Genomic DNA, 24,307 nt, shown 5'->3' with positions numbered 1-24,307 from the left:
ACGGCGACACTCCGCACTTGCGGGCGTGTCGCCGTCGTTCTTGGTTTAAAGAAGGTCAGGAAGGGAACGTCAGTTGTTGACGTCGCCGCTGTCGTCGGCCTTGGATTCGCCCTTGAGCTTGCGTTCCTTGGCTTCGAGTTCGGCCTTGAGTTTCTTCAGCCGTTCGGCTTCGGCCTGGTTGCGACGGCGCACCTCGAGGTTGCGGAGAAAGTCGGGGTCGTCGTCGGGGGCGGTGGGGTGGCTCGTGGGCTGCGCGGTGGGCCGGAAGTTGTAAGGACGGCCGATGAGGAACCAGAGGACCGCGCCGAGAACCGGCAGCAGGATCATGACGATAATCCACGAGGTTTTGGAAATTCCCCGGGTAGATCGGCGGTCGGTGCGGATGACGTCCACCAGCCCATAGACGAACACGAGAAGGACGGCGACTACTGCAACAACGCGGAGCATACCGTCAAGTCTAGTCGCCGCCGCGTCCAACGATAGCTGTGCGATCAGGGTGCAATCAGGCTGTGAGGCTAAACTTGATCCGTGGCTTTCCTCAAATACTCCCTGATCCGGCTTGCGATCTTTGTACCGCTCTTCGTCCTCTTCGCCCTCCTGCGGACGGGTTTGCTTCTGGCAGCGATTTTCGCGGGCCTCATCGCGTTCGCCATCAGCTACCTGTTCTTCCAGAAGCAGCGCGACGCCGCCACCGCCGCCATGCGCGAACGTTTCACCGGGCGGGCCAAGCCCATCCGCTCCGCGTTGGAGATTGAAGATGCCTCGATCGAGGACCGGCTGGTCGATGAGAACCCGGTGGTAAAGGTCGAGAACGACCGACGCCCCAAGAAATCCTAGAAGCTCAAAGCCGAGCGGGCGTCGGGGGAAACCGGGCTATATGTGAGCGGGCGTCGGGGGAAACCGGGCTATATATGAGCGGGCGTCCGGGGGGAGGACGCTCGCTCACTTATGAGGGGTTTTCGGCGAACCCTCGCTCACATCATGTGAGCGGGCGTTAGAAGCCGTGGCTCAGGATGAGGCCCAGGGAGAACAGCACGCTATAGCCAAGGTTGATCATCCCGGTCTGCTTGAGCACCGGGATGAGGCTCTTGCGCTTCCGGCCGTTGACCATAAGCCACGCCGGCATGAGGCAAGCGGGGATCAGCAGCAGCACTATCAGCATCCAGGGCTTGGTGGGCGCGAGGACCACCACCAACAGGATCGCGACTGCCAGCATCAGGACGTAGCTCTCGCGGGCGTGCCGGTCGCCCAGCCGCACGGCCAGTGTCCGCTTGCCTGCCACTATGTCCGTCGGGATGTCCCGCACATTGTTGGCCATCAGCAGGGCGCAGGCGATCAATCCCGTGCCAATGGCGCCGATGACCGCCGGAAGGCTCACTTGTCCGGCTTGCGTGTAGGTGGTGCCCAGCGTTGCCACCAGGCCGAAGAAGACAAACACGAACAGGTCGCCAAGGCCCAGGTAGCCGTACGGGTTCTTGCCGCCGGTGTACCCCCAGGCAGCGAGGACGCAGCCGAGGCCCACGAGGATCAGCCACCAGCTCTGCGTAATGATCACCAGGACCAGTCCGAAAATCATGGCCAAGCCGAAGGCGCCGAAAGCAGCCCACTTGACGTGGTCCGGGCGTGCCGCGCCGGAACCGACCAGCCGGAGCGGACCCACGCGGTCCTCATCGGTGCCGCGGATGCCGTCCGAGTAGTCGTTGGCGTAGTTGACGCCGATCTGCAGCAGCAGCGCCACCAGGGCAGCGAGGATGGCATTCAGGAGCCGGAAAGATTGCAGCTCGTAAGCAGCCGCTGTGCCGATCAGCACCGGCGCGATTGCTGCCGGCAGGGTGCGCAGGCGGGCGCCTTGAATCCATTGTGCAGCTGTTGCCACGTTCAGTACCTCGTGTTGTTTCGCGTTGGGGAAGGCCAATAACGGTCAGGGAGGACGTGTCTATTCTCCCTGATGCACCTCGGTGAGAAGCTCGATCATCGCCAGCCGGTCCGGTTTGCCGTTGGGAAGCATGATGAGACCATCCGTCGTGAGCACCGTTTTCGGAGCGAGGTTCCCTAGCGATTCCTGGCAGTGGGCCTTGTAGTCCGCGATGCTTTCCGGGGAGCTGTCCTCGATGGCAACATAGGCGGCCACCGCCTGGCCCCACTCACGGGAAGGCACCCCGGCCACGAAAGCCGCCGTGACGCCGTCGAACTTTTCAAGCTCCGCCTGAATGAACGCGGCGGAGGCTTTGACGCCGCCGGTGATGATGACGTCGTCGGCGCGGCCCAGCACGGTGAGCGTGCCGTCGGGGGCGAGTTCGCCGAGATCGTTGGTGCGGTACCAGCGGGTGCCGTCCTCCTCGAAAAACGCTTCGGCAGTTGCCTGGGGCGCGTCGAGGTAACCGGAAGCAACGGTGTCACCGCCCAGGAGGACCTGGCCGTCGTCGTCGAGCATGACCCTGACGCCGTCAAGCGGGCTTCCGTCGTACACGCAACCGCCGCACGTCTCGGCCGAGCCATAGGTGGTCACCACCTTCAGTCCGGCCTCCCTGGCGGCGTCCAGCAGTGCGGCGGGCGCGGGCGCACCGCCCAGGAGGATGGCGTTGAAGCGGCGAAGCGCCGCAAGGGTCCGCGGCGAGGGCGAGTCCAGGAGCCGCTGCAGCTGCGTCGGCACCAAGGAGGTGAACCGGATGGTGTCCGTCAGCTCTTCGGCGGCGGCGGTGAAAGCCTCCGCAGTGAAGCCGTTCGAAAGGTCCATGACCCACGGACGCGTGCCCGCGAAGAGCGAGCGGACCAGCACCTGGACCCCGGCGACGTATTGCAGCGGCAGAGCCAGGAGCCATTGGCCCTCGCCCCGGAGCGCGATGGCGGTGGCCATGGAAGAAGCAGCGAGCTCATCGACCGTGAGCACCGTGGCCTTGGGCGTTCCGGTGGAACCCGAAGTGCGGACCACAAGCGCGGCGTCCTCGAAGCCCGGTGTCTCAACGGGGACCGCCGCAGGCGTGCCGTCTTCCAGGATGATGATTTCGACGGCGGGTCCCTCGTCGTGGAGGGCGGCAGCCAGGGCTTTGAGAACGGGATCGATGTTCACGGGCGAGTCCTAGAAGTAGTACGGGAAGTTGGACCAGTCCGGATCGCGCTTCTCGAGAAAGGCTTCCTTGCCCTCGACGGCTTCGTCCGTCATATAGGCCAGGCGCGTGGCCTCCCCGGCGAAGACCTGCTGGCCGGCCAGGCCGTCGTCGGCGAGGTTGAAGGCGAACTTGAGCATGCGGATGGCCTGCGGGGATTGGCGCGCGATGTCCGCGGCGTACTCCAGGGCAACCTCCTCAAGGCGCTCATGGTCTACCGCTTCGTTGACGGCACCCATGCGCACCATATCGTCGGCGGAATACTCACGTGCCAGGAAGAAGATCTCGCGGGCGGCTTTCTGCCCGATCTGGCGGGCGAGCAGCGCCGAGCCGTAACCGGCGTCGAAACTTCCTACCGTGGCGTCGGTCTGCTTGAACTTGCCGTGCTCGCGGGAGGCGATGGTGAGGTCCGAGACGACGTGAAGCGAGTGTCCGCCGCCGGCGGCCCACCCGTTGACGACGGCGATGACCACTTTGGGCATGGTCCGCATGAGGCGCTGGACTTCCAGGATGTGCAGGCGGCCGGCGCGGGCGGGATCGATGCTCTCCTTGGTTTCCCCGTCGGCTGTGTTCTGTACTACGTACCGGTAGCCGTCGCGGCCGCGGATCCGCTGGTCCCCGCCGGAACAGAAGGAATGGCCGCCGTCCTTGGGGGAGGGGCCGTTTCCGGTGAGGAGCACTGTGGCCACATCCGGAGTCATCCGGGCGTGGTCCATGGCGCGGTAGAGCTCGTCAACGGTGCCCGGGCGGAAGGCGTTGCGGACCTCCGGGCGGTTGAAGGCGATCCGGACCGTGGGAAGGTCCCTTGCCATGTTCCCGTCGGCGTCGCGCTCGACCTGCCGGTGGTACGTCATGTCCTGGAAATCGTCGAAACCGGACACTGTGCGCCAGCGCGACGGGTCGAAGACGTCGGATACCTTGGCGGGGAAGTCGTTGCTCACCCTCAGAGTCTAGTAATCCCCTCAGCTGATGCAGAACTCGTTGCCTTCCGGATCCGCCATGGTGTGCCATTCGTGCGGCCCTTGTTTGGCTGTCCAGAGGTATTTCGCACCCCGTGCTTCCAGTGTGGCGCGCACTTCGTCCTTGTCCTGTCCGTTGAGGCGAACGTCCCAGTGGACGCGGTTCTTGACGGTCTTGTCCTCCGGAACGGTCTGGAACAGGAAGCGGCGGCGGGTGTCCTTGTCGTGGTCTTCCGCCGGGCCAATCGCCGCGCCGTCCTTCCAGACCAGCTTGCCGTTGTGGGTAGTGGTCTGGTCCTCGGTGGCGAAGCCTTGGTCGATCATGGACCGGATGAACGCCTCGTCCTGCGGCTCCACGATCCAGTCGAGCGTCTCGGCCCACCAATCGGCCAGGACGTGCGGATTCTTGCAGTCGATCACTACCTGAAAGTTCAGTGCCATGGACTGAACCTACGACGACGGCGCGTGGCCCGGGAAGTGCCTGGCGGACAGTTCCGGTCCGGGTTTCCCAACTAGCTCGCATTTGTTGTCGTTTAGCGGCCTGAAAACGACATCTACTGCGAGCTAGTTGGGTTGGCTAGCCGCCCAGGAGTTGCGGCGGAATCGCGTAGATCAGCGCGACGGCCAACAGGTTCTTGGCGGCATGAACGAAGTAGGAGAACATCACGTTCTTGCCTGTCCAGACGTACACGGCCACCAGGACCACGCCCATTCCGAGGTACGGGGCCAACGCGGGCACCACCAGGCCCTCCCGTCCCACCACGTGGATGGCCGCGAAGCAAAGCACGGACAGGGCGCAACAGAGCCAAATATTGACGCGGCGGGACAGCTTACCGATCAGCAGGTGCCGGAAGAGGTATTCCTCCACGAAGGGACCCAGCACCACCAGCAACGGCACCACGAACCAAGCCGGCAGTTGCAGGACCAAGGACTGCAAGCCCAGTTGGTTCTGCGATTCCTTGGCTGCGCCGGTAACGGTCACCAGGATGGCGGTGATCACCAGCATCGCCACGATGGACAGCGGGATCATGGCAAGTGTGAACCACGGACGAGTGGCCAGGATCAGGAGGTCGCGGGCTATGACGCGCCACGCAGCCGCAGCCGCGAACAGGCCCACCGAAGCGTAGAAAGCGAGGTTGATCGCGAAGACGGCGGTGGCCGGGTCGGGGAAGATGTGCTGCACGAAAGTGGTCACCGGTGCGGTGGCGAGGCTCAGAACGGTCGCCAATGACACATAGAGTCCGAAAGCCGCAGCGTCCAAGCCCGTGAATCGGTATAGCCTGCCGGCTGGCGGAATGGTGCCCATAGGTCCAGCGTAACGCCCCGGTTTGTTGCCCGCGTCACGGTCCGCCGAAATCACCGGGTAGGATGGCTTTGCCGGATTTACCTTCGACGCTTCCGTGTTTTCGCTATTGATTCGACTCGCCAAAAGGGCGAAAGCTCGAATTGCTTGTGCCGATGCGCGTGAAGCCAGGGCCGGTATCTCCTCAACCCACAAGGAACAGCTGTGCCTCAAAAAACCGCAACCGACCTTCAGCGTGAGCCGGGAACCCCGGCTGCGCCCAGTACCGCTACAACTTCCGAAAACCTCAGTGCCGAGGGCTACCAGAAGACCCTGAGCCGGCGCCACGTCACCATGATCGCGATGGGCGGCGCGATCGGCGTCGGCCTCTTCATGGGCGCGGGCGGCCGCCTGGCTTCCACCGGCCCGGCGCTCATTTTCTCCTACGCCATCGCCGGCGTCATCGCCTACTTGCTCATGCGGGCCCTCGGCGAACTGATCATGTACCGCCAGACCTCCGGCTCCTTTGTCAGCTACGCCGGTGAAATGTTCGGCAAAAAGGGTGCCTTCCTCTCCGGTTGGATGTACTTCATCAACTGGGCCATGACGGGCATCGCCGAACTCATTGCCATCGGCCTGTACTTCCAGTTCTTCTTCCCGAACGTTCCCGTTGAACTGTCCGCCATCGCCGCACTGGTGCTGCTGGTGGCTGTGAACCTGTTCAGCGTCAAGGCCTTCGGGGAGTTCGAGTTCTGGGCTTCCTGCCTCAAGGTCGCCGCGATCCTGATCTTCCTTGCCGTGGGCACCTTCATGGTGGTCACGAACGCGCAGGTGGGCACTGGTCACGCATCCGTGGGGAACCTCTTCGCTGCCGACGGCGGCATGTTCCCCAAGGGCGGCCTGGTGATGATCCTGGTCCTGAACGCCGTGATCTTCGCTTACAACGCCATCGAACTGGTCGGCATTACCGCCGGCGAGATGCAGAACCCAGAACGCGAAGTGCCCAAGGCGATCCGCGCCGTCGTGATCCGCATCGTGGTCTTCTACGTCGGTTCCGTCACGCTGCTGGCGATGCTCCTGCCGTCGGACCAGTACCACGCCGGAACCTCCCCGTTCGTCACGGTCTTCGGCCAGATGGGCTTGCCGTGGATGGGCGACGTCATGAACATGATCGTCATCACCGCAGCGCTGTCCTCATGCAACTCGGGCCTGTACTCGATCGGCCGCATCTTCCGCACCATGGCCAACAATGGACATGCCCCCAAGTGGCTGACCAAGATGTCCACACGCCACGTGCCGTATGCGGCCATCCTGGCAATCGGGGCCGTGTACCTCGTGGGCATCCTGCTCAACATCTGGTTGGGCGGTTCGCACGCCTTCGACCTCGCCCTGAACACGGCCTCGATCGGCGTCATCTTCACGTGGGGCTCGATTTTCGCGAGCCAGATCGCCCTGCGCAAGAAGAAGGGCAACGTTTCCAGCCTCCCGATGCCGGGTTCGCCGTGGACCAGCTGGGTTGGCCTGATCGCCCTGTTGGCCATCACCATTCTGATCGGCATGGACACCATGACCGACAAGGCCACGGGCGAGGTGTTCCTCCTGGGCCTCTGGACCCTGGCCACCATCCCGTTCTTCGCCTTGGTGCTGTGGCTGGGCTGGCAGAAGGTCAAGAACAACGAACCGAAGAGCGAGCTGTTCAGCTAGTCCCCACCGGCTCCCCACCCTCGCCTCGTGTCCCCACCATCGATTGCTCCGTAAGTGCCATTTTGAGCGCTCAGAACGGCACTTACGGAGCAATCGATTTAACCGGCTCAGTCCCTCAGGTACTTCGCGAAGTGGCCCTCGATCCGCTTCCACGCTTCCGGGGCCGCGGCCGGATCGGGCTTGATGCCCATCACCCGCATCAACGGCCGCAGTGGCCGGGGCCCGACCGGAACGTCGTTCATGAAGGCGTGGCCCGCCGTCGGGAATTCCTTGACGTCGTGCTCGATCCCGAGGTTCGTCAATGCAGCCTCCAGCTTCGCGGCCGCTCCCGGCATCGTCCGGTCCTTGCCTCCGTAGTTGGCTACCACCGGGCAAGCACCCTGCAAAGCCTGCTCCAGGTGCCGGGGCAACTGGCCATAGTTCACGGAGGCCGCGTCGAAGTCGTCGTGGGCCGCGAGCAGGGCGAAGGCGCCGCCCATGCAGAATCCGATGACCCCCACCTTTCCTGTGCACCGGGCATCGCTGCGGAGCCAGGAGCGTGCCGTGGAAACATCCGTGAATGCCCGGCCCGTGCCCGACCCAAGGGAACGCATGGTCGCCACGAGGCAGCGCCTCGCGCCGCCGTCGCTGTAAAGGTCGACGGCGAGAGTCAGGTAGCCCGCCGCGGCGAGCCGGTCTGCGTGCCGGCGCATCATGTCGTCGAGCCCAAACGCTTCATGGATCAGTACGACGCCGGGAAACGGCCCCTCGCCGTCCGGCTCGGCAAGGTAACCCTGCAGGGTCCGCGAGCCTCCGGCCGCCGCGCTTTCCGTGCTCAAATCGATGTGCACCATGGTGCAATCCTGCCAGACCGCGCAAGTGTCTTGTCGGCTGTTTTTGTCTGCGGTCGCAGTTAGGCTCGATGCATGGACCACAGCACCACGCTCAGCCAGCACGTCAACGCCTCCCGGGAGAAAGTCTGGGCCGTCATCACCGACATCCCAGGCTCGGCCAAGACCCTGTCCGGCGTCAAAGCCATTCAGATGCTCAGCGAGGGACCTTATGGTGAGGGCACGCGCTGGAAGGAAACCCGCGCCATGATGGGCAGGGAAGAAACCGTGGAAATGCACGTTTCCCAGTGCGATCCTCCGCGCGGCACCACGTCAAGGCCCGGCAGGGCGGTGCGGACTACACCACCCGATTCACCCTGGAAGATCGCGACGGCGGGACCGAACTTGCGCTGTTCTTCGGCGCCGAGGTCCTCGAGCCGACTTTCTTCAGCAAGGTCATGATGGCTGCGTTCGGAAAGCTCGGGATGATTGTCACCCGCAGGGCGCTCGCGAAGGATCTCGCCGAGATCGCGGCGAAAGCGGAGGTGCTCTGATGGCGCCGGTGGCCAAGGTGACGGCACCCCGGATTTCCCCGATCAGGCTTGACGAACTCCGCGACGATCCCGCGCCGGACTTCCAGCGCGGGGAACGGTACGACGGCGTCCGCCTCACCCGTGCCGTGGCCGACGGAGCGGAGCTCAGTGGAGCGGACTTCATCGAGTGTGAATTCAATGGCGTCTCCTTCAACGAAGCACAATTGCGCGGCGCGACCTTCCGGGACTGCATCCTGAATGAGCCCTACGCGCCGGTGTTTACTGCTGCACGTACCTCATGGCGTGAAGTGGAGATCAGCAACCCGCGCTGGGGTTCCGCGGAAATGTACGAGGGCGCCTGGCACTCGGTAAAGGTCGACGGCGGCAAGCTGGACTTCCTGAACCTGCGTGGATCCAAGCTCACGGATGTGGTGATCACGGGCTGCATCATCAACGAGCTCGACCTCGGGGCTTGTACCGCGACCCGGGTAGTGCTCAAGGAGTGCACCATCGGGACGCTGGATGTCACAGGGGCCAAGCTCAAGGATGTGGACCTGCGCGGCTCGGACTTCCGGATGATCAATGGACTTGGCGGCTTGTCCGGCGTGGTCATTGACGATTACCAGCTCGGCCTCGTGGCACCCCTTTTGGCCGGACACCTGGGTATCCGGGTGATCTGAGTGGGGCAACGCCGGTCGCGGGGCGGTTGACCGCGTGACGGTTGACCGGGTGACGGTTGACCGCGGGGCGGCGCCGTGTAATCTTTATAGAACGAACGGTCGGTAAATTATTCGCCGACCCCGCTCCCTTCGCGAAGGATGTTCCCATGGTCGAGGCTTTTCTTGTTGGCGGTGCCCGCACCCCTGTAGGCCGGTATGGCGGCGCACTTTCCGCGGTCCGGCCCGATGACCTGGCAGCCCTCGTGGTGCGCGAAGCCGTGGCCCGTGCAGGCGTCGACCCCGACGCTATCGATGAAGTCATCCTGGGCAACGCCAACGGCGCCGGCGAGGAAAACCGCAATGTTGCCCGCATGGCTACGCTCTTGGCGGGACTTCCGCTTCACATCCCCGGCATCACGGTCAACCGCCTGTGTGCCTCCGGCATGAGCGCCATCATCATGGCCAGCCATATGATCAAGGCCGGCGCGGCGGACATCGTGGTGGCTGGCGGCGTCGAATCGATGAGCCGGGCCCCCTGGGTGCAGGAGAAGCCCACCACAGCCTTCGCCAAGCCAGGCCAGATCTTCGACACGTCCATCGGCTGGCGCTTCGCCAACCCCCTTTTCAGCAAGGGCGAGCTGTCCCGCGGCGGGAAGATGACGTATTCCATGCCCGAAACCGCGGAGGAAGTTGCCCGCGTGGACGGCATCTCCCGCGAAGACGCCGATGCCTTCGCCGTCCGCTCCCACGAACGCGCGCTTGCTGCCATCGCCGGCGGTCGCTTCAAGGAAGAGATCGTGCCGGTCACGGTGAAGACCCGCAAGGGCGAGACCGTGGTGGACACCGATGAAGGACCACGCGAAGGAACCACCATGGAGGTCCTCGCCGGACTCCGCCCGGTGGTCGCCGGCGGCTCTGTTGTCACGGCGGGCAACTCCTCCTCGCTCAACGACGGCGCGTCCGCCATCATCGTCGCGTCCGAGGCCGCCATCGAAAAGTTCGGCCTCACCCCGCGGGCCCGTATCATCGACGGCGGCTCGGCGGGCTGTGAACCGGAAATCATGGGCATCGGGCCTGTTCCGGCCACCCAGAAGATCCTGGGCCGTTCCGGACTCACGGTCGGCGACCTTGGCGCCGTCGAACTCAATGAAGCCTTCGCGACACAATCGCTCGCGAGCATGCGGCGTCTGGGCCTGGATCCGGACATCGTGAACCTCGACGGCGGTGCGATCTCCCTGGGGCATCCGCTCGGTTCCAGCGGCTCACGTATCGCGATCACCTTGCTGGGCCGCATGGAACGCGAGCTGGGCACCGCCGACCGGAAGATCGGCCTCGCGACGATGTGCATCGGCGTCGGGCAGGGCGCCGCCCTTCTCCTGGAAGGGATGTAATGGCGGTGAACCCCGAGGAATTCGCAACGTTGCTCGTCGAGGAACGCGAGGACCGCGTCATTGTCCTCCTGAACCGGCCCGAGGTCCGCAACGCGATCGACCAGCAGATGGTGGACGAACTCCATCAAGTGTGCGATTACCTTGAGCGCGAGCCCAAAATCCTGATCATTGCCGGCGTCGATGGCGTCTTTGCGTCGGGCGCAGACATCGGCCAGCTGAGGGAACGACGCCGCGACGACGCCTTGCGCGGCATCAACTCCACCATCTTCGTGCGGATCGCGAAGCTGCCCATGCCCGTCATCGCGGCCCTGGACGGCTATTGCCTGGGCGGCGGGGCCGAACTCGCCTACGCCGCCGACTTCCGCATCGGCACGCCCGGCCTGCGCATCGGCAACCCGGAAACCGGACTGGGGATCATGGCGGCGGCCGGTGCCACCTGGCGCCTCAAGGAACTCGTGGGGGAGCCGATCGCCAAGGAAATCCTCTTGGCGGGTGCCGTCCTCCGGGCCGAGGAAGCCCTCCGCATCAACCTCATCACCCAGATCCACGAAGCCCCCGTGCTGATGGAAGCGGCCCACAACCTCGCGGACCGGATCGGCCGGCAGGATCCCTTGGCCGTGCGGATCACCAAGTCCGTGTTCCACGCTCCCGCCGAAGCCCACCCCGTGATCGACACTTTGGCCCAGGGCATGCTTTTCGAATCGCAAGCCAAGTTCGACCGCATGCAGGCATTCCTCGACAAGAAAAGCAGTGACAAGGACAAACAGTCCGGCGACAACCCAGACAGGACCCGAAAATGACAGCAACCCCCGCCATCCCGCACGTTGTCGGTGTCCTCGGCGGTGGCCGCATGGGCGCCGGCATCGCCCATGCTTTCCTGATCAAGGGCGCTACTGTGATCGTCGTCGAGCGCGATCACGAATCCGCCGCCGGCGCGCAGGGTCGCGTTGCTGAGGCCGTGGCCAAATCAGCCGCCCGAGGCACCCTGACGGAAACCGCTGAAGAGGCCTTGTCCCGGTTCAGCACCTCCACCGACTATGACTCCTTTGTCCATTGCGGGCTCGTGGTCGAAGCCGTGCCCGAGGACTACGAGCTCAAGGTTGCGGCCCTCAAGGCTGTGGAGGAGCACCTGTCCGCTGACGCTTTCCTCGCCTCCAACACCTCGTCGCTCTCCGTGACCGGCCTCGCTTCGCAGCTCCGGCGGCCAGCCAATTTCGTGGGCCTGCACTTCTTCAACCCTGTCCCGGCTTCCACGCTTATCGAGGTGGTCCTGGCCAAGGAGACTTCGCCGGAGCTCGCCGCCACGGCGAAAAGCTGGACCGAGGCACTCGGCAAGACCGCCGTCGTCGTCAACGATGCGCCCGGCTTTGCCTCGTCGCGGCTGGGCGTCGCAATCGCACTGGAGGCAATGCGCATGGTGGAAGAAGGCGTAGCTTCCGCGGAGGACATCGACGCCGCCATGGTGCTCGGCTACAAGCACCCCACGGGACCGCTCAAGACCACGGATATTGTTGGCTTGGACGTGCGCCTCGGCATCGCCGAGTACCTGCATTCGACGCTGGGGGAGCGCTTCGCCCCGCCGCAGATCCTGCGCGACAAGGTTGCCCGCGGCGAGCTGGGACGCAAGACCGGCAAGGGATTCTTCGACTGGACTGAGTAGCTGCCTCTGGGCGCTGCGAACATCTGCTGCGGTGCAGCGGATGTTGTTGGCAACTCGCCTTCGACCAGGCCGACGTGGGCGGCCTACGCCGCGACAGCTGCGCGACCGTCTGGAGTCTGTGGCGGTGAGGGGGCGGCGATGAACATCATCTGGCACCGTCACCCTGTGGATGATGCGCCATGTAGCACCCCACCAAGCCGGCGCAGCATTGCAGACCCCTTTTACTTACAATTGAGATACGTCTATCGTTTATGCTGGAATGTTGATGTGTTGGGGGACACGCCCGTTCCCCACATCTTTTGGAAATTGGGGATCTACAAGGTTCATCGACTTCACGCTCCTGCCCTTTGGTGAGGGGCTCGCATCCCGGCGGGCCGTGACTTGATCGAGCCGGAACGGGAAGTATGAAATGCTTTAGAAGAATTTTGTCAGCTCTGATCATGACGATCGGATTGGCTTTAATTGCCTCTCAGTCGTCAATTGCAGCACCCGCGCAGGCTGCCGTGGTAGCTAATGACCCGACAGGTGGTCTGACTGCCGCTCAGTTCGACCAGGCCATTAAGGAATTGAAAGAGTCGCCTCTCGGCCGTAGCGTCGTGACGACGGCCGTGGATACTCGAACGACATTCGATTTGCCCGAGGGCTTTACGATGACCGTTGTGGAGTCCAAGAAGGCCTCGGGTGGAATTCAACCCCGAATTGGCGGCGGCACCGACAGTGGTGGGGTCTATGTTCTGTTCAATCAGTGGGAACAGGACATGCTGTACATGGGTTCTGGAGCTCTCCTTGGAGCCGCACTCTGCGCCATTCCCGGCGTCGGCTGGTTCGCCTGCCTGGGTGTCTCGCTCATCGTCGGGGCCGCGACAACGGCAGTTGCAAACAAAGGAAAATGCACAAACAACCGTCAACTGAAGATGTATGTGAGCACTCTGTACAGTTCCTGCGTCTAGTCGTCTAGCTCAAAGATGTCTTCGACGCTAACCTCGAAGAACTTGCCCAGGCGCAGGCCCAAGGGGAGGCTCGGATTGAACCTGCCCTTTTCGATCGCGATCACTGATTGTCGTGAGATGCCGACGGCTTGGGCAAGTTCTTCCTGCGAAAGATTCTTTGAAGACCGCAGTTCGGCTACCCGGTTCTTCATCGAGCAAGCTTCTTTAAGATGACTGCGTGCCGGATGAAATACATCACGATCAGCGTCGCTAAAAGGACAAACGTCATCAAAGCCGGGTGCGCGTAGTTACCGAAAATCAGGTAGGACGCTCCAAGGGCGGTGATGAGAATGAGCGCGTCATAAAAGACGGCCGATGAGGCTTTGACTGCCACTTCACTCTCGATCCCCTCTGCGGAATCCGAACGAACCATCCTCGCATCCTGCTTCTTGATGACCATCACCGTAGGGCCTGCGAATACAACAACACAAACCATCAATACCCTGGCAACACCATTCCACGGTCCGTCTTGCACGGCAGTGCTCCATGCGGCCAGCGCAGCGATAAGTGCAAGAGCGACGAGAACAACGGCCAGGTATTTCAGGACCAAGGGGGAACTCTTCATGGTATGTAAAGTACACTTTACATACCATGATTGCAAGGAATTGGGGCGAGTCTTCTAAGCCCAGCCTCTGGCCGGAGTCAGTGGCTGGAAACCTGCTCGGGACCGTCCCCGGTTAGGCTGGCTGGGTGACTCTCATTGCACCCGTGACCCTGGAGGGTCGATTCGTAACCCTGGAACCACTCAGCCCCGAGCACCACGACGGCTTGGTGGATGCCGCCAAAGACGGCGAGCTGTGGAAACTCTGGTACACCTCGGTTCCGACGCCGGAGGGCATGGCCGCGGAGATCGACCGCCGGCTCGGGCTGCAGGAGCAAGGATCCATGTTGCCGTTCGCCACCCGATTGAAGGCGAACGGCAAGCTCATCGGCATGACCACCTACATGAACATCGACGCCGCCACCCCGCGCGTCGAGATCGGCTCAACCTGGAACGCCGCCTCGGCACAGGGCAGCGGGAGCAATCCCGATTCAAAGCTGCTGCTCCTGCAGCACGCTTTCGAAACCCTTGGCTGCCCCGCCGTCGAATTCCGTACGCACTGGCTCAACCACCAGTCCCGGGAGGCCATCGCCCGCTTGGGCGCCAAGCAGGACGGCGTGCTCCGGAACCACTCGCGAACAGCGGACGGAGTGCTGCGCGACACCGTGGTGTTCTCCATCCTCGAACACGAGTGGCCCGCCGTGCGCACGGGGCTCGAGTTCAGGCTCGCGTCACGCCTCCCCAAGTAGCTCGCAGTTGATGTCGTTTTGAGCCCTGATAACCACATTAAGTGCGAGCCAGTTGGGTTAGGGGGAGGGGAGAGCCAGGGCGCTGCGGACCGAGGTCCAGGACTTGAGGACCTCCAACACGTCCGGGTCGCTTTCCGTGAGGACGGCCTGTCCATAGGATTCCTCGAGGAGGGCGTCCATCGAGATCCGGGTGCCTGTGGAAGCGCTGAGCATGGCCGCTTCCACCATGGCAAGGCTCATGATGTTCTGGTGGACCTGGCCCATGGGAGTGGTCCCGGTGCGCAAGGCAGCCACAAAATCACGCAATGAGCCGGCGATCTCCTGCCCGGGATCCTCGCCGCCCGGGCCCGAATCACCGAGCAACGAGGACACAGGATCGCTGTCGCCATCCCACAGGACCGTGCCGTGTTCACCGCTGATCCGCCATGCCGCGTTCCACGAGGTCTCCTGGCCCGGGCTGCACCAGCTTCCGGTGAACACGAAGCGTTCCCCGCCGCTCATTTCGAAGATGGCGGTGGCCCCTGCGTCGCCGCGGTACCAGCTCCAGGACGGGTTGTATTCCTCGCAGAACACCGAGACGGGATCCGCGTCGAGCAGGAACCGGGCCATGTCGAACTGATGGATGGCCATGTCCAGCAGCAGCGGGTGGTCCATGGAATCCCGGAAACCCCCGAAATGCGGGGCCTTGAAGAATTCCGCGGACAGGATGCCCACAATGCCGAGCGCCGAGGCGAGCCGTTTCGCCTCGAACAGGTGGCGGTTGTACCTGCGCGACTGGCTGACCATGAACAACTCGCCGCTAAGCTCCGACGCCGCGGCCAGCGACAGCCCCTGGGCCACCGTCGAGGCCACGGGCTTTTCGCCAAGCACTGGGAACCCTGCCGCCAGCGCCTCGGCGGTCACCGGATGGTGGGCTGCCGGAACGGTGACGTTGATGACCGCCTGGGCGCCGACGTCGGACGCCAACCGCGCGGTCCCGGGACCCACCGGCAAATCCGGGCGACCGATGGCCGCCGCGCCGGCGCGGGCGGCCTCCAGGTCCAGGTCAACGATGCCCGCGAGTTCCACGAGCGGAGACTCCTGCACCGCCCGAAGCCACGCGCGGCCCATCCCCCCGGCGCCGACGACGACGACGCGAAGGGGAGTGCCGTCGTCGGGAACGGTGGCGAAAGGGGTGCTCATGCGTTGGCTCCCTGGTAGCTCTTGCCGTTGAAGAAATCGTTGGTCTCATAGCGAAGCAGTTCGGGGTAGGCGCGCTCCGGACGATCCGTGACTGCCCATTCGACGGCGTTCGAGATGACCCGGCGGACATCCTTGTGGTGGTAGACCGGGTAGTCCTGGTCGCCGGGGCTGAAGAAGAAGATCTTGCCGTGGCCGCGGCGGAAGGTGCATCCCGAGCGGAAGACTTCCCCGCCGCTGAAGGAACTGATGAACACGAGCTCCTCGGGCGTGGGGATGTCGAAGAACTCGCCGTACATTTCCTGCTGATCGATCACTATGGGGTGCGGCACGCCCTTCGCGATGGGGTGGGTGGGGTCCACGGTCCAGACCAGTTCGCGGTCCTGCTCGCTGCGCCAGCGCAATGTGCACGAAGTGCCCATGAGCTTGGTGAAGATCTTCGACCAGTGCCCGGAGTGCAGCACGACCAGGCCCATGCCGGACAGGACATGGCGGTGCACTCGCTCGACGATCTCGTCGTCGACATCACCGTGGGACATGTGCCCCCACCACGTGAGGACGTCCGTGTTGGCGAGGACTTCCTCGGTGAGGCCGTGCTCGGGCTCGTCCAGGGTGGCGGTGCGGACGCGGGCCTTGGCGCCGAGGTTCTCCTCGATGCCCGCCTTCACGGCCCCGTGCATGCCCTCGGGGTAGAGGCGGGCCACCAGTTCGTCGCGCTTTTCGTGCCGGTTTTCGCTCCACACGGTGACTCGGATTGGTTCAGACATGGGTCTCTCCTTGAAGCTTGTTGATGAGTTTGGTTTACGGTTAGTGCCCGACGGCGGTGCGGTGCCGTAGGCGGCGCGCTGGGCACCGGCGTGCGGTGCTACTTGACCGCCGCTATTTGACGGCCGCTATTTGACGGCTCCACTGGCCGTGCCCGCAGCGATGTACTTCTGCGCCGCGACCAGCAGGATGATGGCCGGTATCGAGGCGAGGACCGCCGTCGCCATGACGGAGCTCCAGTCGTTCACGTAGGCGCCGATGTACTGGAAAATTCCCAGGGTCACCGGCCGGACCGCTTCTGTGGTGGTCAGGGTCAGGGCGAACAGGAAGTCGCTCCAGGTGAACAGGAAAGTGAAGAGCCCCGCGGTGATAAGCGAGTTCCTGCTCAGCGGCACCACGATGGACCAAAACGCCCTCAAATGCCCGGCACCGTCCACCCGCGCCGCCTCGATGACGGACGCCGGCATGCCGTTCATGAAGGCCCTGATGATGAGGATCGCGAACGGGATGCCATGCGCGGAATCTGCCAGGATCAGGCCCGGGATGGAGTTGAGCAGGCCAAGATCGTTGTAGGCCGTGTACAGCGCGTTGGCCACCACGATCCCGGGGATCATCTGGCTGATCAGGATCGCGAAGAGGACCACGCCAGCGCCCTTGACCTTGAAATAGGCCAAGGCGTAGGCCGCCGGTGCCGCGATGGCCAGGCTGAGCACCACGCTGCCCAGCGAGATCACCAGGCTGGTGACCAAGTTCCCGCCCTGCTCGCTGATGGCCGTGGCGTAGCCCGAGAAGTCCGGCTTGAGCGGCAGCCACGAGGTTTCCAACGTGGTGCCGTTGGGCTGCAGAGAAGCGTTGATCATCCAGTAGACGGGGAACAGCATGATGGCCAGGAAGAAGATGGCCAGGGCGGTGTAGCCCCACTGTTTGCGCCCGGGCCCGTTCGCGGCGCGCTCGGGTCCGGCGCCTTGGAGCCCGGAGCCTTTGCGGGCACGTCCGGTTCCGCTGCGAGCCGGCGCCGAACTGCGGACGGTGATTTTCGTCGTCGTCATGGTTTCCTCACTCATCGACGGACCGCCGGCTGGCACGCAAGTACAGGACCGCGAAGACCAGGGAAATGACTACCAGGACGTTGCCCAGCGCGGCACCCTCGCCGAATTTGAACTCGTGGAAGGACAGATCGTAGGACTGGGTGGCGATGGTCTGGGTCGAATTCGCGGGGCCGCCGTTGGTCAGTCCCAGGATGATGTCCAGAACCTTCCTGGTGTAGACGACGCCGAGCACCAGGACCACGCTCACCACCGGACGCAGCATCGGCCAGGTGATGTGCCGGAACGCCTTCCAACCGGTGGCGCCGTCGAGGGAACCGGCCTCATAGAGCTCATCCGGAATTTCCTGGAGGCCGCCGTAGAGAATGGTCAGATTGAACGGGATGCCGATCCAGATGTTCACTCCCACCACGGCGATCAGCGCGAGCGAGGTGCTGGTGAGCCACGGAACGCCCGTGTTCACGATATGCAATTCGCCGAGGAAGCGGTTCAAGGCTCCGCTGTCCTTGTCCAGGATCCATCTCCACACGGCGCTGGATACGATGAGCGGCAGCAGCCAGGGGAGCAGGAGCAGCGAACGCAGTATTCCGTTGAGCGGGAACTTGCGCTGGAAGAAGATCGCCAGCGCAAGGCCGATCACGAACTGGCCCACAATGGATCCCAGGGTAAACAGGGCGGTGTTCACCAAAGACGTTGAAAACAACGACGACGACATCACCTTCGCGTAGTTCGCCAACCCCACCCATGGGGCCTCGCCCGTGAAGAAGGTCGCTGTGGTGTAGTCCTGGAAGCTCATCACGATGTTCTTGACCACGGGGTAGCCGAAGAACAGCGCCATATAGATCACGGCAGGAACTAGGAACAGCCACTGGAAGAGGCGCTCGCGGCGTTTGCGGCTGCGCCTGCGCGGTGACGGGCTCGTTGCGCCGGCCCGGTCGTTGTCCGGCCCGGACTTTGTGCGCGCTTTGGCGCGTTGGTTGGCGCGCTGGTTGGCGCGCGAGCTGCCCTGCGACAAATCAGTTGTAAGGGACATGTCCAGCTGCTTACTGGCCTTGGGCTTGCTTGAGGGCGTCGGCCGGGGAGGCCTTGCCCGTCAGTGCGGTCTGGATGGCGGTGTAGATCTTGGTCGCTTGTGCCGGCCATCCTTCTCCGAGTTCGCCGGTCCGGGCCCGGGCGGTCTTGATGAGATCGGTGAAAGTGGCGAGCTTGGGGTTGTCGGCGGCGAACTTCGTGGCCAGCGAGGTCTTGGACGGGATGGTGTTGCGGACCTTGGCCAGGGCCAGCTGGTTTTCGTCGCTGTTCATGCAGGCCACCACTTCTGCGGCCTTGGCCTGGTGGGCTTTGTTGCCTGTCTGTGGAACGGTCCACACTTCGCCGCCGAGCGGGGCAACGGCTGTCTGGCTGGCGTCACGGACCGGGATCTTCACGACGCCGTACTGCAGCGTGGTCTTCTTGTCGAGCGCCGGGATCTGCCAGGGGCCGTTGACCATCATGGCTGCCTTGCCTGCCATGAACTGGTCCTTGACGTCTGCTTGCGTCCAGTTCAGCGCTGACGAAGACACGGATCCGTCCTTGACGAGGTCGGTCCAGAGCTGGAGGGCCTGGGCGGTCTCGGGGGTGTCGATGTTCTTCTCGTCGCCGCCGTTTGACCACATGACGGGAAGGAACTGCCACGTGCCCTCGTAGGTGGGGTTGGCGTTGAAAGCCAGGCCGTACTGCTCGCCCGAGGTGAGCTTGGTGGCCGCCGCCTTCAGCTCGTCCCAGGTGGTGGGAGGGGTGACTCCGGCCTTGGCCAGAACGTCTTTGTTGTAGAAGAGCGCGATTGTGTTCACCGTGGGGGCGAGCCCGTACACCTTGTCTTTGTAGGTGCCGGCGCTCAGGACGCCAGCCGCGAAATCGGCCGTGCTGATGTTGAAGTCGGACAACGGAGCCAGTGCTCCTGTGGCGGCAATCTGTTGCAGGTCCGGATTGTCGAGCATGAGGACATCCGGCAGCGTCTTGGAGGAGGACTGCTGGAGCACCTTGGAGATCAACGACTTGCCCGGCACCGTCTCTCGTTTGATCGTCACGCCGGCCTTGGTGCCGCAGGCGGTCAGGGCGTCGCCGATGAAGGACTTGTCCGGCTCATTGTTGTAGTAGTCCATCACGGAGATTTCCTTAACGGCATCCGCAGAGGAGGCGGACGCAGTGGTGCCGCAGCCGGAGATGGCGAGCGGGAGGCCGACGAGAGCTGCCACGGCCAAGGCGAGCGGGCGGCGTGTCCTGATAGCTGACTTCATTGTCTGTTCCTTTGTTGGTGGAGGAAGGGAGTGGTGCGTTTGTTGATGGGGAAAGCGAATGTATCGATGCGTATCGACGGTGCTGAAACGAAAGGATTTGTAGCTGAAGCGAGAGAATCTGTAGCTGAAACGAAAGGGTTCGCCCGGCGAATCAGGGGTGGCGATTCATTGCGGACGGAGGGTGCTGGAACGGTGTGTAATGACCGTGGGCACCAACTCCAGGGATTCGTGTGGTCCGTGGGAGTCGGCTTCGAGGAGTTGGCACATGATTTTGACCGCGCGCCGGGATACTTCTGCCGGCTGCAGATCGATGGTGGAAAGCGGTATGGGTTGGAGCTCGGCGAGGGTGGGGGAGGCGCTTCCGATAACGGAAACGTCCAGCCCCAGGGTCAGGCCACGGCTGCCCAAGATGCGGCGCAGAATGTCCTGGATGGTGCGGTCGGGGGCGATGAAGGCTGGCTTGCCGGTGGTGCTGGCGAGGGCTTTGTCGACCGATTCGGAGATAGTGGCGCTGTCGGCCCCGCCGGGAAGATGGAGCACGGTCACGCCGAGGGCTTTGGCCGCGACATCCGTGCCGTGCAAGAACCGGTCGATGTAGTTCACATGCCGGTCCATCACTGCGGGCTGCCAATCAATGACGGAAATCACGGAGTGGCCGGCGGCGGCAAGATCCCGGACGCATTGCTCACCGGCCATTTCAAAGTCGGCGTCGATGCAGACCAGCCCGGACGGATCGCGGGGGATGCCGATCAGCACCACCGGGACGTTCAGGCTGCGGGCCACGGGAAGGCGCTCGTCCTCGTCCTCAACCTGCATGAGGATCAGGCCATCGCAGATCTGCTGCCCGACCACGCGGCGCAGTCCGGCGGCGCCTTCGTCGTCGGTGACCAGGAGGATGTCGTGGTCGAATTGCCGGGCCGTGCTGGCGATGACCGAAACGAATTCCATGATCGATCCCATTTCCAGCTCCGGGATGAACGGAATGACCAGGCCGATGACCCGGGTTTTTCGGCTTGCCAAGGCTCTGGCGCCGGCATTGGGCTGGTACGTCAGCTGGTCAATGGCGGCCTCGACCTTTTTCCGGGTCTTCTCGGAAATGGGCCGCTTGCCGCTGAGCACATATGAAACCGTGCTTTGGGCTACGCCGGCCACCTGGGCGACATCCTTGCTGGTGGGCACTTCCAGGCCTCCTTGCCGGGTCCGGTGCTCTTGGTGTGGTGCGTGATCCTGTGTCGTCGATACGCATCGTCGATGCGTATCGAGAAAAAGTATGACATAAGTCACGTAAAGCACGCAAGACCCCGTGCCCCGCCGCTCCCCCCGACCCTCGCTCACCTATGTCCCCTTTTCGCCCGACCCTCGCTCACCTATGTCCCCTTTTCGCCCGACGCTCGCTCACCTATGTCCGCGTGTGGTTAGCTGTCCGGTATGGATGGGATCTCAACCGCCGCCACGCAGCGGGGCGTCCATTGGGACGGGGCGGTGAACGCCTGGCATATCGCCGGAGGCGTGTATCGGATGGGTCGGCGGGAATGGCTCACCGAGGCTGGTTGGCAGCAAATGTACGACGCCGGCATCCGCACCGTGATCGATTTGCGGACTCCGCGTGAGCAGCAGCCCAGGGAGGTCGATCCCGAGGTTTCAGCGGACGCGACTGCGCGCTTCGACATCCTCCATTGCCCCACCGAGGACCCGGAGAATAAAGAGTTCACCGAGCTCTTCGGCCCGTACCTGAAAGATCCCGCGCACTATGCCGACTACCTGCGGCTCTTCCCGGACAAGCTCACCGCGGTCTTCAAGGCCATAGCCGCAGCGCGTGGCGGGGTGGTGGTGCACTGCGCGGCCGGGCGCGACCGCGCTGGGATCATCGCCGTGATGCTGCAGAAGCTGGCCGGAGCCGGCGACGAGGAAATCGTACGGGGTTACCAGCAGGGTATGCGGGGAATCAACGAGCGCCACCGCCACCATCGCGCCCCGCACGCCCATGATGCCTTTCTCGAGGACGACGCACTTGAAGCCATGCTGGCAACACGCAGTGTGAGCCTGTTGGAATTCGCGCGTTCCTTGGATACGGCTGCGTTCCTGAGAGCGAACGGGGTCTCCAAAGCGGAAATCGCCGACATTCGTGCCAAGCTCAACACTCCAGTGCGGTAGGCGCGGTAGAAGCGGTAGAAGCGGGAGCCGGCCACGCGCCGTCGTGACCTTCTTTGATTTCGGAAAGCGCTTGCGACGCGGCGAGTCGCAACTCCCCGGCGTCAAAACGCGTCAAAGAAGGTCAGGAAGGGCGCGGTCCCAAGAAGCATCTAGTGTGCAGATCGGGGCTCTCATGTATTCTGGGGATATTACCGAACGGCCGGTCAGTAAATTGCGGCCGTTCAGTCCATTTCGTGCCCGTGCCTTGGAAGGACCCGTCGACGATGACCAGTACCGCAGTCGCTCCGGAAGCCACAACCGTTGAAACCGTGCCCAGTTTCGTCCAAGGCGAATGGTGGACGCCCCCCGCCGATGCCTCCGCGGGCGTGCCCGTCCGCGACGCCAGCACAGGCGAGATCCTCGCAACGGTCAACACCGACGGACTGGACCTTGCCGGCGTCGTGAACTACGGCCGGACAGTGGGCCAGCGCGAGCTCGGCAAGCTCACCTTCCACCAGCGCGCCCTCAAGCTCAAGGAACTGGCCCAGTACCTGAATGGCCGCCGCGAGGAGTTCTACACTTCGTCGTTCAAGACCGGAGCCACCAAAATCGACTCGATGGTTGACATCGACGGCGGCATCGGCGTGCTCTTCACCTTCGGTTCCAAGGGCCGCCGGGAACTGCCGAACTCGCAGGTTGTGGTGGACGGTCCCATGGAAGTCCTGTCCAAGGACGGTTCGTTCGCCGGCGAGCACATCTACACCCGCATCCCGGGCGTCGCGGCGCAGATCAACGCCTTCAACTTCCCCGTGTGGGGCATGCTCGAGAAGTTCGCGCCTGCATTCATCGCCGGCGTCCCCACCATCGTCAAGCCAGCCACCCCCACCGGTTACGTTGCCGCCGTCGTGGTCAAGGCCATCGTCGAGTCGGGCATCCTTCCGGAAGGCTCGCTGCAGCTCATCTCGGGATCCGCCCGCACCCTGCTGGACCACCTCGACTACCGCGACCTTCTCGCGTTCACCGGCTCTGCCTCCACCGCCAACTCGCTGAAGTCCCACGTCAACGTGGTCCAGGGCGGCGTCCGGTTCACCTCCGAGACGGACTCACTCAACGCCGCCATCCTCGGACCCGACGCCGTGCCCGGCACCCCCGAGTTCGACGCTTTCATCAAGTCGGTCGTCACCGAAATGACGGTCAAAGCCGGCCAGAAGTGCACCTCAATCCGCCGCACCATCGTGCCCCAGGACCTGGTGTCCGACGTCGTCTCCGCCATCGGCGCGCGCGTCGACGAGCGCGTTGTGGTCGGCGACCCCCGTGCAGAGGGCGTCACGATGGGCGCCCTCGCGTCGCTCGAGCAGCTTGCCGACGTTCGCGCCGCAGTGCAGGCAATGCTCGACGCCGGTGGCGAGCTTGCGTACGGAACGCTCGATTCGCCGTCGGTCACCTCGCTCGACGGAACTGTGGGCGTCGTGGAGGGCGGCGCGTTCATGTCGCCCGTCGTCCTGAGCTGGGCTGACGTGGATTCGGAAGCTGTCCACTCGCTCGAGGCCTTCGGTCCGGTATCGTCCGTGATCGGGTATGCGGACCTCGACGACGCCGTCCGCCTCGCCGCCCGTGGCGGCGGCTCCCTCGTGGCCTCCGTATGCACCAACGATCCTGCAGTCGCCCGGGAACTGGTGACCGGAATCGCGGCGCACCACGGCCGTGTCCTGATGCTCAACCGAGAGGACGCCCGGTCGTCAACCGGGCATGGTTCGCCCGTGCCGCACCTTGTCCACGGCGGGCCGGGCCGCGCCGGCGGCGGCGAGGAGCTCGGCGGCATCCGCTCCGTCATGCACCACATGCAGCGCACGGCCATCCAAGGCTCGCCGAACATGCTCACCGCTGTGACGGGCGTCTGGCACACTGGCTCGGACCGCAACTTCACCGTGGAGACGGAAGGAACGCACCCGTTCCGGAAGTCGCTTGCGACTCTGCGGATCGGCGACGCCGTGCGGTCAGAACTGCGGCAGGTCACCCTGGAAGACATCACGGCCTTCGCCAACTCCACAGGCGACACCTTCTACGCACACACCAACCAGGAAGCGGCCCAAGCCAACCCGTTCTTCCCGGGAATTGTGGCGCACGGGTATCTGCTACTCAGCTGGGCCGCGGGCCTGTTCGTGGAACCTGCCCCGGGCCCCGTCCTGGCCAACTATGGCCTGGAGAACCTGCGCTTCATTACTCCCGTGGCCGCAGGAGATTCGATCCGCGTCACGCTCACGGCCAAGAAGATCACGCCGCGCGAGACCGACGAATACGGCGAAGTAGCCTGGGACGCCGTGCTGACCAACCAGAACGACGAAATCGTAGCCACCTACGACGTCCTGACCCTCGTGGAGAAGTAACCGACGCTCGCTCACTTATGTGGGGTTTCCGGCGGACGCTCCCTCTTCGTCAAGCTGGTTGTGAGTCATTCATTACCTGTTGAGAAGGAGCCGGCGATGGCCGTTGATACCAAGGGTTTTACGCGGGAAGAGATC

General features: G+C 63.8%; 25 protein-coding genes and 1 pseudogene. 11 read left to right on the top strand and 15 right to left on the bottom strand.

What is annotated here, in order from left to right; genetic code table 11:
• Positions 1-69: 69 nt before the first annotated feature.
• On the bottom strand, positions 70-447 hold the full coding sequence (locus AB0O52_RS22420; protein WP_364542595.1) for a PLD nuclease N-terminal domain-containing protein: 378 nt from the start codon (positions 445-447) through the stop codon (positions 70-72).
• Between the two features lie 81 nt (positions 448-528).
• Between AB0O52_RS22420 and AB0O52_RS22415 the strand changes: the two genes are divergently transcribed.
• Positions 529-837 (top strand): DUF4229 domain-containing protein, encoded by a 309-nt coding sequence (locus tag AB0O52_RS22415; RefSeq protein ID WP_364542592.1) that lies wholly within the window; start codon positions 529-531, stop codon positions 835-837.
• A gap of 157 nt (positions 838-994) precedes the next feature.
• Here the strand turns inward: AB0O52_RS22415 and AB0O52_RS22410 are convergent, their stop codons facing one another.
• The 5 genes from AB0O52_RS22410 to AB0O52_RS22390 all read right to left on the bottom strand — a co-directional run bounded on the left by AB0O52_RS22410 (position 995) and on the right by AB0O52_RS22390 (position 5,372).
• A complete protein-coding gene (locus tag AB0O52_RS22410) occupies positions 995-1,876 on the bottom strand; it encodes a 1,4-dihydroxy-2-naphthoate polyprenyltransferase (protein ID WP_364542589.1) in 882 nt (293 codons plus the stop codon).
• 60 nt (positions 1,877-1,936) lie between these two features.
• A complete protein-coding gene (locus AB0O52_RS22405) occupies positions 1,937-3,070 on the bottom strand; it encodes an AMP-binding protein (protein WP_364542586.1) in 1,134 nt (377 codons plus the stop codon).
• A 9-nt stretch (positions 3,071-3,079) separates the two neighbouring features.
• Positions 3,080-4,048 (bottom strand): 1,4-dihydroxy-2-naphthoyl-CoA synthase, encoded by a 969-nt coding sequence (locus tag AB0O52_RS22400; RefSeq protein WP_364542583.1) that lies wholly within the window; start codon positions 4,046-4,048, stop codon positions 3,080-3,082.
• A 21-nt stretch (positions 4,049-4,069) separates the two neighbouring features.
• On the bottom strand, positions 4,070-4,507 hold the full coding sequence (locus AB0O52_RS22395) for a VOC family protein (protein ID WP_364542580.1): 438 nt from the start codon (positions 4,505-4,507) through the stop codon (positions 4,070-4,072).
• A 136-nt stretch (positions 4,508-4,643) separates the two neighbouring features.
• On the bottom strand, positions 4,644-5,372 hold the full coding sequence (locus AB0O52_RS22390) for a lysostaphin resistance A-like protein (RefSeq protein ID WP_364542577.1): 729 nt from the start codon (positions 5,370-5,372) through the stop codon (positions 4,644-4,646).
• Positions 5,373-5,573: 201 nt separating this feature from the next.
• On the opposite strand from AB0O52_RS22390, the gene AB0O52_RS22385 reads away from it, so the two are divergent.
• On the top strand, positions 5,574-7,052 hold the full coding sequence (locus AB0O52_RS22385) for an amino acid permease (protein ID WP_364542574.1): 1,479 nt from the start codon (positions 5,574-5,576) through the stop codon (positions 7,050-7,052).
• Positions 7,053-7,159: 107 nt separating this feature from the next.
• Here the strand turns inward: AB0O52_RS22385 and AB0O52_RS22380 are convergent, their stop codons facing one another.
• On the bottom strand, positions 7,160-7,885 hold the full coding sequence (locus tag AB0O52_RS22380) for a dienelactone hydrolase family protein (RefSeq protein WP_364542572.1): 726 nt from the start codon (positions 7,883-7,885) through the stop codon (positions 7,160-7,162).
• A gap of 72 nt (positions 7,886-7,957) precedes the next feature.
• Between AB0O52_RS22380 and AB0O52_RS22375 the strand changes: the two are divergent.
• The 6 genes and pseudogenes from AB0O52_RS22375 to AB0O52_RS22350 all read left to right on the top strand — a co-directional run bounded on the left by AB0O52_RS22375 (position 7,958) and on the right by AB0O52_RS22350 (position 13,054).
• Positions 7,958-8,415 (top strand): annotated as a pseudogene (locus AB0O52_RS22375) (SRPBCC family protein).
• Positions 8,415-9,074, top strand: coding sequence for a pentapeptide repeat-containing protein (locus tag AB0O52_RS22370; protein ID WP_364542569.1), 660 nt, complete (start codon positions 8,415-8,417; stop codon positions 9,072-9,074). Before AB0O52_RS22375 ends, AB0O52_RS22370 begins: the two are co-directional and overlap by 1 nt.
• A 146-nt stretch (positions 9,075-9,220) precedes the next feature.
• Positions 9,221-10,444 (top strand): acetyl-CoA C-acyltransferase, encoded by a 1,224-nt coding sequence (locus tag AB0O52_RS22365; RefSeq protein ID WP_364542566.1) that lies wholly within the window; start codon positions 9,221-9,223, stop codon positions 10,442-10,444.
• Positions 10,444-11,244: an enoyl-CoA hydratase/isomerase family protein gene (locus AB0O52_RS22360; protein ID WP_364542564.1), complete on the top strand. Its 801-nt coding sequence runs from the start codon at positions 10,444-10,446 to the stop codon at positions 11,242-11,244. Before AB0O52_RS22365 ends, AB0O52_RS22360 begins: the two co-directional genes overlap by 1 nt.
• A complete protein-coding gene (locus tag AB0O52_RS22355) occupies positions 11,241-12,104 on the top strand; it encodes a 3-hydroxyacyl-CoA dehydrogenase family protein (protein ID WP_364542561.1) in 864 nt (287 codons plus the stop codon). The genes AB0O52_RS22360 and AB0O52_RS22355 overlap by 4 nt, the downstream gene beginning before the upstream one ends.
• A gap of 440 nt (positions 12,105-12,544) precedes the next feature.
• The gene (locus AB0O52_RS22350; RefSeq protein WP_364542558.1) at positions 12,545-13,054 is read left to right on the top strand and encodes a hypothetical protein; all 510 of its coding nucleotides are present in this window, start codon (positions 12,545-12,547) and stop codon (positions 13,052-13,054) included.
• Here AB0O52_RS22350 and AB0O52_RS22345 read toward each other — a convergent pair.
• Positions 13,051-13,245, bottom strand: coding sequence for a helix-turn-helix transcriptional regulator (locus AB0O52_RS22345; protein ID WP_234758296.1), 195 nt, complete (start codon positions 13,243-13,245; stop codon positions 13,051-13,053). The two genes, AB0O52_RS22350 and AB0O52_RS22345, sit on opposite strands and share 4 nt — an antisense overlap.
• A complete protein-coding gene (locus AB0O52_RS22340) occupies positions 13,242-13,643 on the bottom strand; it encodes a hypothetical protein (protein WP_364542555.1) in 402 nt (133 codons plus the stop codon). Before AB0O52_RS22340 ends, AB0O52_RS22345 begins: the two co-directional genes overlap by 4 nt.
• A gap of 140 nt (positions 13,644-13,783) precedes the next feature.
• Between AB0O52_RS22340 and AB0O52_RS22335 the strand changes: the two genes are divergently transcribed.
• Entirely contained in the window at positions 13,784-14,383 is a 600-nt protein-coding gene (locus AB0O52_RS22335; RefSeq protein ID WP_364542553.1) for a GNAT family protein, read from the top strand.
• Between the two features lie 57 nt (positions 14,384-14,440).
• Here AB0O52_RS22335 and AB0O52_RS22330 read toward each other — a convergent pair whose 3' ends face one another.
• The 6 genes from AB0O52_RS22330 to AB0O52_RS22305 form a co-directional block, all read right to left on the bottom strand.
• Positions 14,441-15,565 (bottom strand): Gfo/Idh/MocA family oxidoreductase, encoded by a 1,125-nt coding sequence (locus AB0O52_RS22330; RefSeq protein WP_364542550.1) that lies wholly within the window; start codon positions 15,563-15,565, stop codon positions 14,441-14,443.
• Complete coding sequence (locus AB0O52_RS22325; protein ID WP_364542547.1) at positions 15,562-16,329, bottom strand: ThuA domain-containing protein; 768 nt, start codon at positions 16,327-16,329, stop codon at positions 15,562-15,564. Before AB0O52_RS22325 ends, AB0O52_RS22330 begins: the two co-directional genes overlap by 4 nt.
• Before the next feature lie 126 nt (positions 16,330-16,455).
• Positions 16,456-17,208 (bottom strand): carbohydrate ABC transporter permease, encoded by a 753-nt coding sequence (locus AB0O52_RS22320; RefSeq protein WP_284983430.1) that lies wholly within the window; start codon positions 17,206-17,208, stop codon positions 16,456-16,458.
• Positions 17,209-17,383: 175 nt separating this feature from the next.
• Positions 17,384-18,406 carry a sugar ABC transporter permease gene (locus AB0O52_RS22315; RefSeq protein ID WP_364542544.1) on the bottom strand — a complete coding sequence of 341 codons (1,023 nt, stop codon included), beginning with the start codon at positions 18,404-18,406 and terminating at the stop codon, positions 17,384-17,386.
• A 10-nt stretch (positions 18,407-18,416) separates the two neighbouring features.
• Entirely contained in the window at positions 18,417-19,652 is a 1,236-nt protein-coding gene (locus AB0O52_RS22310; RefSeq protein ID WP_364542542.1) for an ABC transporter substrate-binding protein, read from the bottom strand.
• 165 nt (positions 19,653-19,817) lie between these two features.
• Positions 19,818-20,831, bottom strand: coding sequence for a LacI family DNA-binding transcriptional regulator (locus tag AB0O52_RS22305; RefSeq protein WP_364542539.1), 1,014 nt, complete (start codon positions 20,829-20,831; stop codon positions 19,818-19,820).
• A gap of 249 nt (positions 20,832-21,080) precedes the next feature.
• On the opposite strand from AB0O52_RS22305, the gene AB0O52_RS22300 reads away from it, so the two are divergent.
• Positions 21,081-21,806, top strand: coding sequence for a tyrosine-protein phosphatase (locus AB0O52_RS22300; RefSeq protein ID WP_364542537.1), 726 nt, complete (start codon positions 21,081-21,083; stop codon positions 21,804-21,806).
• Between the two features lie 263 nt (positions 21,807-22,069).
• On the top strand, positions 22,070-24,172 hold the full coding sequence (paaZ, locus tag AB0O52_RS22295; RefSeq protein WP_364542534.1) for a phenylacetic acid degradation bifunctional protein PaaZ: 2,103 nt from the start codon (positions 22,070-22,072) through the stop codon (positions 24,170-24,172).
• The last annotated feature ends 135 nt before the right edge of the window (positions 24,173-24,307 follow it).

This window comes from Arthrobacter sp. NPDC080073, from assembly GCF_040686575.1.
In the GTDB taxonomy this organism is placed as follows: domain Bacteria; phylum Actinomycetota; class Actinomycetes; order Actinomycetales; family Micrococcaceae; genus Arthrobacter.
This window is presented reverse-complemented; position numbering and strand designations above follow the sequence as displayed.